A 13,281-nucleotide genomic window follows, 5' to 3' on the forward strand; every position below is an offset into this window, starting at 1 on the left:
TCCTGAATTTCTTTTTGTTGTCACATTTCAATCATGGATTCCGGGGGGTGTCCAGCACGTGATTACGCATATTCCGTAATCCGCCATAAAAAGTTCCACCCTGTTGCAAAAAAGTTTTCAGGGGCCTTCTTTTGTTGCGTGGTTACGAAATTATGTCAGGCGGAACCTCGTCCGGCGCGCTGTCGGGCTGGTCATAGTCGGGTTCGCCGGGGATGATTTCGGGCGGCTCGTTGATCGGAGTCTCGTCCGGAGTCGCGGGGGGCGGCGTTTCGGGCGGCGACTGCGGTTCGATCCGGTCGGGCGGGGGCAGGGTGTCGGGCGCTGGATCGGGCTGGGTGGCCATGCTATGCTCTCCTGCAAAGAAGAAGCTACGTCCGGGCAAGGATGCCGGTTCCATCAATGCATCCATATCCCTTGCTCTCGCCAATGCTTTTCTCTATGCCGCGCCGACCGGCGACCGATGCGGGCGTGGCGAAACTGGTAGACGCGCCAGATTTAGGTTCTGGTATCGCAAGATGTGGGGGTTCGAGTCCCTTCGCCCGCACCAGTGTCAGGCTTGGCTTGATCCGGCGCCAACGAGATTCAGCTAAGAAAGCGTTTGAGAGAAGAGATGCAGACTGTCGAGACGTTGAACGAGGGCCTGAAGCGCGCCTACACCGTGACCATCACGTCGAAGGATATCGACGCCCGCGTTGAGAAGGAAGTGCTGGCGATTGCGCCGCAGGTGCGCATGCCCGGCTTCCGCCCCGGCAAGGTGCCGGCGAACCTCGTCAAGAAGATGCATGGTGAAAGCCTGCAGCGTGACGCGCTCAACAATTCCATCCAGGAAAGCGTTCAGAAGCTGATCGCCGACCAGAAGCTGCGTCCCGCGATGCAGCCTTCGGTCGAGCTGGACGAAAGCTTCGAGTTCGGCAAGGACGCGCAGGTCAAGGTGGAACTGGAAGTTCTGCCCGTGATCGAAGCCCCGAGCATCGACGGTCTGAAGCTGGAGCGCCTGACTGCCGAAGTCAGCGACGCGCAGGTCGAGGAACAGGCCGGCCGCATCGCGACCCAGCAGGGCGCGCTTGAAGAATATGCCGCCAGCCACAAGGCGAAGGACGGCGACACGCTGGTCATCGACTTCGTCGGCAAGGTCGACGGTGAAGCGTTCGAAGGCGGTTCGGCCGAAGGCGTGAAGCTGAAGATCGGTTCGGGCCAGTTCATCCCCGGCTTCGAAGAGCAGCTCGGCGGCGTGAAGAAGGGCGAAGAAAAGACCATCGAAGTCACCTTCCCCGAAGATTATGGCGCCGCGCACCTCGCCGGCAAGGCCGCGACCTTCGACGTGACCGTGCAGTCGGTGCTGAACGCCGACAAGCCCAAGCTCGATGACGATTTCGCCAAGTCGCTGGGCCTGGAAGGTCTCGACCAGCTCAAGGATCTGCTCAAGGGCCAGATCGAGCAGGAGCATAACGGCCTGACCCGCACCTACATGAAGCGCAAGCTGCTCGACCAGCTCGCCGCTTCGCACGACTTCGACGTTCCGCCGAGCATGGTGGAAGCCGAATTCAACCAGATCTGGCAGCAGCTTCAGCATGAAGCCAGCCATGAAGCCGATCCGGAAGCGGCTCTGGCCGAAATGGAAGCCGAGAAGGAAGATTATCGCGGCATCGCCGTGCGCCGCGTGCGTCTGGGCCTGCTGCTGTCGGAAATCGGCCAGGCCAACAATGTCGTCGTTTCGGACAATGAAATGAACCGTCTCATCATGCAGGCTGCCCAGCAGTACAGCCCGCAGGATCGTGAGCGTTTCGTGCAGTATGTCCGCCAGGATCCGATGGCCGCCGCCCAGCTGCGCGCGCCCCTCTATGAGGACAAGGTCGTCGACTTCCTCTTCGAAAAGGCGGAAGTCAGCGACCGCGCTGTCAGCCGTGAGGAACTGGAAGCCGCGATCGAAGCCGAAGATGGCGATCTGAAGCCCCATGTCCACGGTCCGGGCTGCGGCCATGACCACGATCATGACGACAAGCCCAAGGCGAAGAAGGCCGCTGCCAAGAAGAAGGCCGAGCCCGCCGAGGCCGAAGCCGTAGCCGAGGAAGCACCCGCCAAGAAGGCTCCGGCCAAGAAGGCTGCCGCCAAGAAGGACGACGCCCCGGCTGAGGAAGCTGCCGCCGAGGAAAAGCCCAAGGCGAAGAAGGCTCCCGCCAAGAAGGCCGCTGCCAAGGCTGAATAAGCCTTTCCAGCCAGCAAATCGGAACGCCCGTTCTTCCCGGCAGGGAAGGGCGGGCGTTTTGCATGGGCGCGCGGGTGATTGGCGATCAGCCCTCGGCGCGAACGCCGGGATCATACGCGCTTTTCCTGATCTTTATTTTTGCGCTGCAATATATTCTGATGAAGGCCCGAAACTAGGGATCAGGCGATGAACTGATCGCGGAGGGCTTATGCAAGTCGTCAAGGGCGGTTCTGGTCGGGGTCTTGGGCAGTTGCTGATGAACAGGTGGCTCCTGGTGGGCGTCTGCCTGCTCCTGTTCCTCGCCTTCTTCCTGCTGCGCTTTCCCGGTGAGCCGAACAGCGACAGCAACAGCCAATATCATCAGATCGTCACTGGCCAGTTCAACGATTGGCATCCGCCGCTGATGGCGCGGATCTGGGAAGGGCTGACCCTGTTCGGCGCGGGCACCGGGCCGATCTTCGCCTTCGACACCATTTTCTACGGCTGCGGCGTTGCGCTGCTGGCCAGCCTGCCGGCGCGGCGCGGCCGGTGGCTCTGCGCCTATTGCACGATCTTCCTCGCGGCCCAGCCGATGCTGCTGATGATGAGCGTCAACATCGCCAAGGACATCATGATGGCGGTGATGTTGCTGCTGGCCGTGGCGATCATCGGGGCGGTGCAGGAAGGGCTTGTCGCCGCGCGGCCGGCCCGGACGCTGTGCTGGGCGCTGGCGCTGCTGATCGTCGTCATGGCGGCGCTGGTCCGCAGCAATGCCGTGTTCCTGGTTGCGCCGATGCTGGTCTTTGCCGGCCGGCCGGCGCTGATGGCACGGCCGGTGCTGATGCTGGCGCTGTCCGCGGTCGGCGGAGTGTTGCTGGTCCCGGCCAGCAATATCGTCAATCATCGCATCCTTGGTGCATCGGATGCCGGGGCGATCCGGTCGCTGCAGATATTCGACATCGCCGGCATCATGGTGCGGGGCGGGGATGATGTCCTGGCCGATCTGCCCGGCGCGCAGGCGCTGACTCAGGATGTCCATCGCTGCTACAGCCCGATCATGTGGGACACGCTGGCCTATGCCCACTGGAACTGCCATGTGCTCAAGAATGTCGAGCAGGCGATCCGGGATGGCGGGCGCGCATCGCTGTCGTCACGCTGGACTGGCGCGATCCGGCATCATCCGCTGGCCTATCTGCAACATCGCCTGACCCATTATAATTCGACCCTCTATTTCTGGGTGCCGCTCCATCATACCGAAGCCGTGCGCAAGCTGAACACCGCCGGCAACCGCGGCGGATCGTTCAAGAACCGGCTGCTGGACCATGTCCGCTATTCGCCGCTGACCTCGCCCGTGATGATGGTCGCGATCGCGCTGGTGCTGCTGCCCTGGATCATCGCCGCGCTGTACGTCTCGCGCGATGCGCTGCTGCGTGTCTGCGCGATATTGATATGGCTTGCCTTGATATATACAGGCACCTTCCTGCTTGTCGGGGTGGCGACCGATCAGCGCTATTTCTTCTTTACGACATTGGCGGTTTGTCTGGCCCTGCCGCTCGCATTGTCCGATGCGACGATAAGGGCCATGATGCGGCGACATTCGGCATTGGCGGTTGCAACGGTGGGTGTGCCGGCAGCCATATTGGCGCTGACCGTCGTTGCGCGATACATGTTGCCGCCGCCGGTCTGACGGGCGACGGCCATATTTGGTCAGCATAGGTTGGGGCAATTTATGGATATGGACAATCTTTCGAACCTTGGCGTGGGCCACCCCCGCGTCGCCGTTATCCTGCCCTGCTATAATGAGGCCGGGGCGATCGTGCAGACGGTGGAGGATTTCCGCCGCGCGCTGCCCCATGCCGAAATCTATGTCTTCGACAATAACAGCAGCGATGGCAGCCGCGAACTGGCGGCCGGTGCGGGCGCGATCGTTCGCCGCGTGGCGCAACAGGGCAAGGGCCATGTCGTGCGCCGCATGTTCGCCGATGTCGATGCCGACATCTACATCATGGCCGATGGCGACGCGACCTATGAAGCGGCCGCCGCGCCGCAGATGATCGCCGCCATGCTGCAGGATAATCTCGACATGGTGGTGGGCTGTCGCCGCGATCAGGTGGAGGCAGCCTATCGGCGTGGCCATCGCTTCGGCAACTGGGCGCTCACCAGCCTGTTGAAGCAGCTGTTCGGCCGCAGCTTCACCGATATCCTGTCGGGCTATCGCGTCTTTTCCCGCCGTTTCGTCAAAAGCTTCCCGGTGCTGTCCGCCGGCTTCGAGATCGAGACCGAGATCAGCGTCCATGCGCTCGAACTGGCGATGCCGGTGTCCGAAGTGATGACCGCCTATGGCGCGCGCCCTGAAGGATCGGTCAGCAAGCTGTCCACCTATCGCGACGGCTGGCGGATACTGCGCACGATCATCACCCTTTATCGCATCGAACGGCCGATCCTCTTCTTCGGCATCATCGCGGCCTTCCTCGCAGCGCTCGCGCTCGGTCTGGCCGTGCCGCTGATCGTCACCTATGCCCAGACCGGGCTGGTGCCCCGCTTCCCGACCGCGATCCTGGTCACCGGCCTCATGATCCTGGCGACCCTGAGCGGCATGTGCGGCCTCATCCTCGACACGGTGGTGCGTGGCCGCCGCGAAGTGCGGCGGCTCGCCTATCTCGCCTTCCGCGCGCCCAGCGACTACGCCTTGAAGGACTGAACCCGGCGACGCAGCCGCATCGCCAGGATCAGCAGGGTGACGCCGGTCACCAGCGCATAGAAGCCGATGCCCCAGCCCAGCATCGCCACCGACACATGCGGGTTGGCAAGGGCCAGGTAGAGGACGAACAGCCCCAGCAGCAGCGAAAGCAGGCCGCTCAGCGCCAGCAGCCATTCGCCCTCTATCTCCTTGCGCAGCCGGATCGCGGCGATGATTTCGAGCCCGCCGGCGATGATCGCCCAGCCAGCGATCAGGAACACGGTCAGCAGCGCATAGGTGATCGTCATCGCGATCGGGGTGACGATGAAGATGATGCCGACGGCAATGCCCAGCAGCCCGCGCAGCAGCATCGCGCCCCAATGGCGGCCATGGCCCATCCGGCGAAAGGCGCTGATCGCCGAGAATATGCCGTCGACCAAGGCATAGACCGCGAAGATCAGCGTCAGCGCGAACAGCGCGCTGAACGGGTAGGCCAGGGCGATGATGCCCAGGATGATCGAGACTACGCCACGCAGCGCCAGCGCCTTCCAACCGAAGGAGAAGGCGGCGATCAGCCCCGGTCCGGCCCGACCGTCATGGGGCGGAATATCGGAATGCACGTCGGAAACCATCGGCTTGTTCCCCCTGTCGCGATTTGAAACGATTGTGGAACGGTAGGGGTGACACATGGTTCCCCCTTGAACCAGTCGGGTTTTGTGCCGATGTAGGGGGTCGGGCAAAAGCACCTGACTGAAAGAGCACAATGACCAACATCATGCATGATCCCATGGCCGCGCTGGTTCCCATCGTCATCGAGCAATCGAACCGTGGCGAGCGCAGCTTCGATATTTACTCGCGTCTTCTGCGCGAGCGGATCATCTTCGTGACCGGCCAGGTCGAGGACCATATGGCCTCGCTGATCGTCGCCCAGCTTCTGTTCCTCGAATCGGAAAATCCGAAGAAGGACATCTGGATGTACATCAACTCGCCGGGCGGCGTCGTCACGGCGGGCATGGCGATCCACGACACGATGAAATATATCCGTCCCCAGGTCGGCACCGTCTGCATCGGCCAGGCCGCTTCGATGGGCAGCTTCCTGCTGGCCGCTGGCGAGCCGGGCAAGCGCATCGCGCTCAGCAACGCCCGCATCATGGTCCACCAGCCGTCGGGCGGCGCCCAGGGCATGGCGTCCGATATCGAGATCCAGGCCAAGGAAATCCTTCGGATTCGCCGCCGCCTCAACGATCTCTACGTGAAATATACCGGCCAGTCGCTGGAAGCGGTGGAACGGGCGATGGACCGCGACACCTTCCTGGAGGCTGACGAAGCCAAGGCGTTCGGTCTGGTCGACGAAGTGTTCGATCGCCGCCCGGCCGCTGCGGAATCCGCAGAAGCCTAAAGGCGATCTTTACCGGGGCGCGGTACATCACCTCTTGTGAAACCGCCGTGCCCCGGTCTAGGATGGCCTTTGGACCAGAATATCCCCGGCCAGATCCGGCATGGTGCCGACGGCGGGGAGGAAAGATTGGCGAATGACTAAGCTTACGGGCTCCGATTCAAAAAGCACGCTTTACTGCTCCTTCTGCGGCAAGTCGCAGCACGAGGTGCGCAAGCTGATCGCGGGGCCGACCGTCTTCATCTGCGATGAATGCGTGGAACTGTGCAACGACATCATTCGCGAGGAGACCAAGGGCGGTCTCGTCGGCAAGAAGGATGGCGGCGTGCCGACCCCGCAGGAAATCTGCGATGTGCTCGACGATTATGTGATCGGTCAGAAGCGCGCCAAGCGCGTCCTGTCGGTTGCGGTCCACAATCATTACAAGCGCCTCAACCACGGCTCCAAGCCGGGCGAGGTGGAACTGGCCAAGTCGAACATCCTGCTCGTCGGCCCGACCGGTTGTGGCAAGACGCTGCTGGCGCAGACGCTGGCCAAGACCTTCGACGTGCCCTTCACCATGGCGGATGCCACCACGCTGACCGAAGCCGGCTATGTCGGCGAGGACGTGGAGAACATCATCCTCAAGCTGCTCCAGGCGTCCGACTATAATGTCGAGAAGGCGCAGCGCGGCATCGTCTATATCGACGAGATCGACAAGATCAGCCGCAAGGCCGAAAACCCGTCGATCACGCGCGACGTGTCGGGTGAGGGCGTGCAGCAGGCGTTGCTCAAGCTGATGGAAGGCACGACCGCCTCGGTTCCGCCGCAGGGTGGTCGCAAGCATCCGCAGCAGGAATTCCTGCAGGTCGACACGACCAACATCCTGTTCATCTGCGGCGGCGCGTTCGCGGGCCTGGAAAAGATCATCGGCGACCGTCTGGAAGCCAAGTCGATCGGCTTCGGCGCCCATGTCGCCGCGCCCGAAGAGCGCAAGACCGGCGAACTGCTGCGTCAGAGCGAGCCGGAAGATCTGCTGAAATTCGGCCTGATCCCCGAATTCGTCGGCCGTCTGCCGGTGATCGCGACGCTGGAGGATCTGGACGTGACCGCACTGGTCAAGATCCTGGTCGAGCCCAAGAACGCGCTGGTCAAGCAATATGGCAAGCTGTTCGACATGGAGAATGTCGAACTGAGCTTCACCGACGACGCGCTGACCGCGATCGCGAAGAAGGCGATCGAGCGTAAGACAGGCGCGCGCGGCCTGCGTTCGATCCTGGAAGCGATCCTGCTCGATACCATGTTCGACCTGCCCTCGATGGAGGGCGTTGGCGAAGTGGTGGTCGACAAGGATGTCGTCGCCGGGACCAAGGAACCGATTCGCGTGTTCAGCGAGAAGGACAAGCGCGCGGAAGACGCCGCCTAGTTCATTCGCTGTTCAGGCTGGAACAAAAGGGGCCGGTGGACCATCCACCGGCCCCTTTTTCGTGCAAGTCTTTCGCACTGCACAAAATTTCCTGCGCCGTTGCATAATTGCACCACTGTTGGTGTGGCGTAAAATTTCGACACATTATGCAATAAAATCAATGTGATAGTTTGATGTTTCGGGCTGTTTTTCAGTGCCTTGCCAGGACGTCCGTCTAATTGTGACAGTCCCGCACCTGCATTGTAACATAATTGCAATCATAGCATCACAGGGGCGTCGCCAGTGGCCGCCAGATGCGGCGCCGGCTCGAAGAGCAAAATGGTTATGGCGCCGTGGGGCGCACTCTTGAAAAGGGACAAGGGTCAATGAAGCAGTTTCTCAAGTGCAGCGCCGCGATTCTCGCCGTCGCTGCCCCGGCTGTCGCTTTCGCGCAGTCGACCGGTTCGCAGGATTTCGAAGATTCGATCGTCGTCACCGGTGCCAAGATCAAGGATGGTATCGCCGGTATCGTTCTGCCCGACACGACCAAGGCTAAGGGCGTCCTGACCCAGGAGATCATTTCGAAGCAGGGATCGGGTAACACGATCCTGAATGCGATCAACCTGATCCCCGGCGTCAGCTTCCAGAACAACGATCCCTATGGTTCGGCTGGTGGTACGCTAAACATCCGTGGTTTCGGTCCGGATCGCGTTTCGCTGACCTTTGACGGCATGCCGCTGAACGACACGGGCAACTATGCCATCTATTCCAACCAGCAGCTTGACCCCGAACTTATCGAGGAAGTGAACGTCAACCTCGGCTCGACCGACGTCGACAGCCCGACTGCCGCAGCTTCGGGCGGCACCGTGAACTATCGTTCGATCAACGGTTCGGACGATTTCAAGGTGACGATGGTCGGCGCCGCTGGCGAATACAACATGTTCCGGCTGTTCGGCCTGGTCGAAACCGGCGTGTTCACGCCTTTCGGTACCAAGGCCTGGTTCTCGGCTTCGACCACGCGCAACGACGTGCCGTTCAACAATCTCGGTAAGATCGACAAGCAGCAGTACAACGGCAAGATCTATCAGCCGATCGGTAGCAATGGCGACTTCGTGTCGATCGCCGGTCACTGGAACGCCAACCGCAACAACTTCTTCGGTTCGCTGCCGCTGCGTACCGATACCGACCAGGGCCGCGTTGCTGGCTCGGCCTCGTCGAACCGCTTCCCGATCACCAAGGATGAGCGTTTCTATACCGTCTCCTGCACCGCGCCGGCCGCCAATGCCGGTGTCGCCGATGCGGCCGGTTCGTGTGGTACCCTGTTCGACTATCGCTATAACCCGTCGAACACCGGGAACATCCGTATCAACTCGCGCTTTACCCTGGCCGATGGTCTGGTTCTGACGGTTGACCCGAGCTACCAGTATGTGAAGGCCAACGGCGGCGGTACCGCGACCGCTCGCGAAGGTTATTACGACATCAATCCGGCTTCGGGTGCTGCCAACGTCCAGAATATGGTCGGCTATTTCGGCGGTAGCCCCTATTTCGGTCGCGATCTCAATGGCGACGGTGACATCCTCGACCAGGTCAATGTCCTGGCACCCAGCCAGACCACGACCGATCGTTTCGCGGTCATCAGTTCGCTGCGTTATGACATCAACGAGCATCATCGCGTTCGAGTAGCTTATACCTTCGATCATGGCCGCCATCGCCAGACTGGTGAAGTCGGGCTCATCGCTCCCTCCGGTATCGGTAAGGCCTATTTCCCGGTCGATAATCCGCAGCTGGACGTGAATGGCAATGTGCTCCAGAAGCGCGATCGCCTGTCCTACGCGATCCTGAACCAGTTTTCGGCCGAATATCTGGGCGAATTCCTGGATGAAAGCCTGACCGTTCAGGCTGGTCTGCGCGCGCCCTTCTTCAAGCGCAAGCTGCAGAACAACTGCTTCACGAGCAGCGCTTCGGGCTTTGTCGAGTGCTTCGGCACCGGCGCCGACATTCCGAGCAACATCGGCACGCTGAACCCGGCGTGGGCTGCACCGCAGAAGCGTACCTACAAGTATGACAAGCTGCTGCCGAGCGTCGGCTTGAACTTCAAGATTACGCCGGAAGCCAGCGTGTTCTGGAGCTATAGCAAGGGTCTTTCGGTGCCCGGCACCGACTCTCTCTACAATGCCTTCTACTTCGCTCGCGGTTCGGACGGTGCGAACCCGTCGCCTGAAACGACCGACAGCTTCGACCTCGGTGCACGTTACACCACCAGCAAGTTCCAGGCTCAGGCTTCGCTGTGGTACACCAACTACGAAAACCGTCTGGCTTCGTCCTATGATCCAGAGCTGAACGCGGCCGTTTATCGGAACCTTGGCAAGGTCGAGAAATACGGCATCGACGGCAGCATCAGCTACACGCCGGTTCAGTATTTCACCATCTACGCCTTCGGTTCCTACCTGAAGTCGAAGATCAAGGATGATATCCAGGTCGGCGTCTGCCCGAGCAATGTGTCGCTGGTTGCTGGCTGTCTGGCTGCGGGTGATCCGGTCTACGCGGCAACCGCTGGCAAGCGTGAATCGGGTGCCCCGGTCTATACGCTCGGTACCCGTGGTGAAGTGAACTTCGAAGGTGTGACGCTGGGTATCCAGGCCAAGCGTACCGGCAAGCGTTATGTTTATGACACCAACCTGCCGACCTATCGCAACACTACGGCTGCACTGACCCCGGTGCAGATCTATGGTGCTGCGGCTCCGGCTTATACGCTGGTGGATCTTGATGCTCGCTTCTCGCTGGAGCACTTCGGCGCCCCGGGCACCTGGTTCCAGCTGAACGTCAGCAACTTGTTCGACAAATTCTATGTCGGCGGTTTCGGCGGCAACCTGAACCAGACTGTGAACCTGACGGGTTCGTCGACCGGCACCTACGCCAATCCGGGCTTCGTCCAGATCGGTTCGCCGCGCGCGATTTCGGGTTCGCTGCACGTCAGCTTCTAAGCCTAGCGCCGACAGGCAAAAAAGGAAGGGAGGTGCGGAGCGATCCGCGCCTCCCTTTTTCATGTCCTATTCGACGCCGCTCGATTATGCTTGGGACTAGGTTAGTGCGCGCTTTCCGATAGGATGTAAGCGTGGCGCGGAGGCCGCCTTGCGCTGTTGGGGGATGAAGGGCTGATTGCCACTCGGATAGGGAGCGGCGATGGATAACGAGATCGAAGGTGGGCCAGCGAGCAGTCATATGAGTGCTCATACGAGCGATCGTATGAGCAGTCGGATCGAGGTCGTTGCGGGTCGGCGCCGCTGGACAGTAGAGCAGAAGCTGGCGATCCTGCGCGATGCCTTCGGCCCCGAGGGTTCGGTTGGCGATGCCTGCAAGCGGCACGCGATCGGCAGCGGGTCGATCTATACCTGGCGGCGGCAGGCGATGTCGGGTGAGCTTGGCGGTGCCAGGCCAGCGGCATTGCCCACTTTCGCGGCGGTCGAGCTCTCAGCCCCGGTTCGAGCGTTACCGGCGCCCGGCGGTCATATCGGGATCGAACTGCCCTCGGGCGTGAAGCTGACCGTGGACGCCGGTGTCGATGCCGAGGCCCTGGCACGGGTCATTGCCGTTCTCACGCGATGATCCCACTGCCACCTTCCACCCGGATCTATCTGGCCTGTGGCGCCACCGACATGCGCAAGGGCTTTGACGGTCTGGCAGTGCTGGCCCAGCAGGTGCTGGAGCAGAGCCCGCATTCTGGGGCGCTATTTGCCTTCCGGGGCAAGCGTGGCGATCTGGTGAAGCTGCTCTGGTATGATGGCCAGGGCCTATGCCTGTTTTCCAAGCGGATGGACCGTGGCCGGTTCGTCTGGCCAGTGACGAAGACGGGCAAGGTCGGCCTGACCTCGGCGCAGCTTTCCATGCTGCTTGAAGGCATAGACTGGCGACGCCCGGAACGGACAGCCGCGCCGCTGCTGGCGGGCTAAAAAGTGCGGATTCCTGTGGGTTTATCTGGCATCGATGGTGCCGCTTTGATACTATTCCGAGGTGTCGGATCGAAGCTCTTCCCCCGTCGATAAGGACGCCCGCATCGCCGAGCTGGAGGCAGCTCTGGCGGCCCGCGACACGCTGATCGATACCTTGCGTTTCCAACTGGCCCAGCTCCGGCGGCTCACCTTTGGCCAGTCTTCGGAGAAGCTGTCCCTCCAGATCGAACAGCTCGAACTCACCCTTGAGGAGTTGGAAGGCGAAGCTGAGCTTGCCGATATCCGCAAGGTCCAGGCGGATCAGAGGGAGCGACCGGCGCCGATCCGCGCCTTGCCGGCCCATCTGCCGCGGGCCGAACGCCAGATCGAGCCGGAAGCAGGCACCTGCACCTGTCCTTCCTGCGGAGGCGCCCTGCGTCCGCTCGGGCAGGACAGCGACGAGATGCTCGATGTCGCGCCGGTGCAATGGCGCGTCATCCGCACCGTCCGTCCTAAATATAGCTGCCGATCCTGCGAGCAGATCGTGCAAGCCCCGGCGCCCGTAAAGGCGATTGCCCGGGGCAAGGCCAGCTTCGCCACACTCGCCCATGTCGTCGTCGCCAAGTTCGATCATCATCTCCCCCTCTATCGCCAGGCCGAGATGATGGCGGCACAGGGCCTCGATATCGACCGATCGACGCTGGCAGGCTGGGCAGCACAGGCCGCACATCTGCTTGACCCGATCGTCAGTCGCATCCGGGAAGAAGGGATCAAGACCGACAAGATCCATGTCGATGACACGCCCGTGCCGATGCTGATGCCCGGCCCGCGCGCGGATGCGCGCAGAATCAATGGGCAGCCTGACTGTGTCAGGCGGGGCAAGACGGTGCAGGCAAGGCTCTGGGCCTATGTCGTCGATGATCGTGCCGCTGGCGCATCCACGCCCGTGCTGGCGTGGTATCGCTTCACCCCTGACCGCAGCGGCGTCCACCCGCAAGGCGAGCTCAAGGACTTTACCGGGCTGCTACAGGCTGATGCCTATGCAGGCTTCGACAAGCTCTACAGGGGCAACCGCATTCGGGAGGTCGCCTGCTGGGCGCATTTCCGGCGCAAGATATTCGAGAACCATGCCACCAGCCCGACGCCATTGACGAACAACCTGCTGGACCGGATCGCCGCTCTCTACCGGATCGAGGAAGAGATACGCGGGCAGCCGCCCGACCAGCGCCGCCGGCATCGGCAGGGCAGAAGCAGGCCTCAGGTGAACGAGTTACGCTCGATCATCGACGATGCGCTGCGCCGCCTGTCACCCAAGTCCAACATGGCCAAGGCGCTCAGCTATGGCCGCAAGCGGTGGGATGCGCTCACCCGCTACATCGACGAGGGCGTTGCCGAGATCGACAACAACATCGCCGAGCGCGCGATCCGCCCCGTGGCGATCGGCCGCAAGAACTGGATCTTTGCCGGATCGAAGGCTGGCGGCGAACGGGCTGCCGCCATCTATTCCGTCATCGAGACTGCCAAACTCAACGGCATCGAACCGCAGGCCTACATCGCCGATGTCATCGAGAAAATCGCTGGCGACTGGCCCGCTACTCGCTGGGACGAACTCATGCCGTGGAACTGGCAGCCAACCCAGCAAGACGTCGCCCAAGCCGCTTAATTGCGGTGCTCAGGCCACGCTTACGATAGGATCAGGACCGCGCA

At 61.7% G+C, this 13,281-nt stretch carries 11 protein-coding genes and 1 tRNA gene; 10 read left to right on the top strand and 2 right to left on the bottom strand.

The genetic code is table 11. From position 1 onward, the window contains the following. Positions 1 to 142: 142 nt before the first annotated feature. A complete protein-coding gene (locus tag ACI6S0_RS04900) occupies positions 143 to 343 on the bottom strand; it encodes a hypothetical protein (RefSeq protein ID WP_004207569.1) in 201 nt (66 codons plus the stop codon). A 119-nt stretch (positions 344 to 462) separates the two neighbouring features. Here ACI6S0_RS04900 and ACI6S0_RS04905 point away from each other — a divergent pair. The 4 genes from ACI6S0_RS04905 to ACI6S0_RS04920 all read left to right on the top strand — a co-directional run bounded on the left by ACI6S0_RS04905 (position 463) and on the right by ACI6S0_RS04920 (position 4,886). Beyond that, positions 463 to 547, top strand: a tRNA-Leu gene (locus ACI6S0_RS04905). 63 nt (positions 548 to 610) lie between these two features. Then, positions 611 to 2,206, top strand: coding sequence for a trigger factor (tig, locus tag ACI6S0_RS04910; RefSeq protein WP_099233201.1), 1,596 nt, complete (start codon positions 611 to 613; stop codon positions 2,204 to 2,206). Positions 2,207 to 2,462: 256 nt separating this feature from the next. Further along, positions 2,463 to 3,872 carry a hypothetical protein gene (locus tag ACI6S0_RS04915; RefSeq protein ID WP_434405176.1) on the top strand — a complete coding sequence of 470 codons (1,410 nt, stop codon included), beginning with the start codon at positions 2,463 to 2,465 and terminating at the stop codon, positions 3,870 to 3,872. Positions 3,873 to 3,914: 42 nt separating this feature from the next. Beyond that, positions 3,915 to 4,886 carry a glycosyltransferase family 2 protein gene (locus ACI6S0_RS04920; RefSeq protein WP_434405178.1) on the top strand — a complete coding sequence of 324 codons (972 nt, stop codon included), beginning with the start codon at positions 3,915 to 3,917 and terminating at the stop codon, positions 4,884 to 4,886. Here ACI6S0_RS04920 and ACI6S0_RS04925 read toward each other — a convergent pair. Beyond that, positions 4,868 to 5,497, bottom strand: a complete 630-nt coding sequence (locus tag ACI6S0_RS04925) for an HdeD family acid-resistance protein (protein WP_010336052.1) — start codon at positions 5,495 to 5,497, stop codon at positions 4,868 to 4,870. The genes ACI6S0_RS04920 and ACI6S0_RS04925 overlap by 19 nt on opposite strands. Before the next feature lie 131 nt (positions 5,498 to 5,628). On the opposite strand from ACI6S0_RS04925, the gene clpP reads away from it, so the two are divergent. The 6 genes from clpP (at position 5,629) to tnpC (ending at position 13,237) form a co-directional block, all read left to right on the top strand. Then, positions 5,629 to 6,264 (top strand): ATP-dependent Clp endopeptidase proteolytic subunit ClpP, encoded by a 636-nt coding sequence (gene clpP / locus ACI6S0_RS04930; RefSeq protein ID WP_004207564.1) that lies wholly within the window; start codon positions 5,629 to 5,631, stop codon positions 6,262 to 6,264. A 133-nt stretch (positions 6,265 to 6,397) separates the two neighbouring features. Then, positions 6,398 to 7,666 (top strand): ATP-dependent Clp protease ATP-binding subunit ClpX, encoded by a 1,269-nt coding sequence (clpX, locus tag ACI6S0_RS04935; RefSeq protein ID WP_004207563.1) that lies wholly within the window; start codon positions 6,398 to 6,400, stop codon positions 7,664 to 7,666. Between the two features lie 365 nt (positions 7,667 to 8,031). Then, positions 8,032 to 10,629 carry a TonB-dependent receptor gene (locus tag ACI6S0_RS04940; protein ID WP_037520024.1) on the top strand — a complete coding sequence of 866 codons (2,598 nt, stop codon included), beginning with the start codon at positions 8,032 to 8,034 and terminating at the stop codon, positions 10,627 to 10,629. Between the two features lie 199 nt (positions 10,630 to 10,828). Further along, on the top strand, positions 10,829 to 11,251 hold the full coding sequence (gene tnpA, locus ACI6S0_RS04945) for an IS66-like element accessory protein TnpA (RefSeq protein ID WP_434404615.1): 423 nt from the start codon (positions 10,829 to 10,831) through the stop codon (positions 11,249 to 11,251). Then, positions 11,248 to 11,595, top strand: coding sequence for an IS66 family insertion sequence element accessory protein TnpB (gene tnpB / locus ACI6S0_RS04950; RefSeq protein WP_009824048.1), 348 nt, complete (start codon positions 11,248 to 11,250; stop codon positions 11,593 to 11,595). The genes tnpA and tnpB overlap by 4 nt, the downstream gene beginning before the upstream one ends. Before the next feature lie 61 nt (positions 11,596 to 11,656). Next, positions 11,657 to 13,237: an IS66 family transposase gene (gene tnpC / locus ACI6S0_RS04955; protein WP_434405180.1), complete on the top strand. Its 1,581-nt coding sequence runs from the start codon at positions 11,657 to 11,659 to the stop codon at positions 13,235 to 13,237. Positions 13,238 to 13,281 lie beyond the last annotated feature (44 nt).

Source organism: Sphingobium sp. DN12 (assembly GCF_051058005.1).
GTDB classification, from domain to species: Bacteria; Pseudomonadota; Alphaproteobacteria; order Sphingomonadales; family Sphingomonadaceae; genus Sphingobium; species Sphingobium yanoikuyae.

Excerpts from the sequence above, each read along its gene's own strand:
- ACI6S0_RS04900 (WP_004207569.1), bottom strand. The coding sequence starts at position 343 with ATGGCCACCCAGCCCGATCCAGCGCCCGACACCCTGCCCCCGCCCGAC.
- tig (WP_099233201.1), top strand. The coding sequence starts at position 611 with ATGCAGACTGTCGAGACGTTGAACGAGGGCCTGAAGCGCGCCTACACC.
- ACI6S0_RS04915 (WP_434405176.1), top strand. The coding sequence starts at position 2,463 with ATGAACAGGTGGCTCCTGGTGGGCGTCTGCCTGCTCCTGTTCCTCGCC.
- ACI6S0_RS04920 (WP_434405178.1), top strand. The coding sequence starts at position 3,915 with ATGGATATGGACAATCTTTCGAACCTTGGCGTGGGCCACCCCCGCGTC.
- ACI6S0_RS04925 (WP_010336052.1), bottom strand. The coding sequence starts at position 5,497 with ATGGTTTCCGACGTGCATTCCGATATTCCGCCCCATGACGGTCGGGCC.
- clpP (WP_004207564.1), top strand. The coding sequence starts at position 5,629 with ATGACCAACATCATGCATGATCCCATGGCCGCGCTGGTTCCCATCGTC.
- clpX (WP_004207563.1), top strand. The coding sequence starts at position 6,398 with ATGACTAAGCTTACGGGCTCCGATTCAAAAAGCACGCTTTACTGCTCC.
- ACI6S0_RS04940 (WP_037520024.1), top strand. The coding sequence starts at position 8,032 with ATGAAGCAGTTTCTCAAGTGCAGCGCCGCGATTCTCGCCGTCGCTGCC.
- tnpA (WP_434404615.1), top strand. The coding sequence starts at position 10,829 with ATGGATAACGAGATCGAAGGTGGGCCAGCGAGCAGTCATATGAGTGCT.
- tnpB (WP_009824048.1), top strand. The coding sequence starts at position 11,248 with ATGATCCCACTGCCACCTTCCACCCGGATCTATCTGGCCTGTGGCGCC.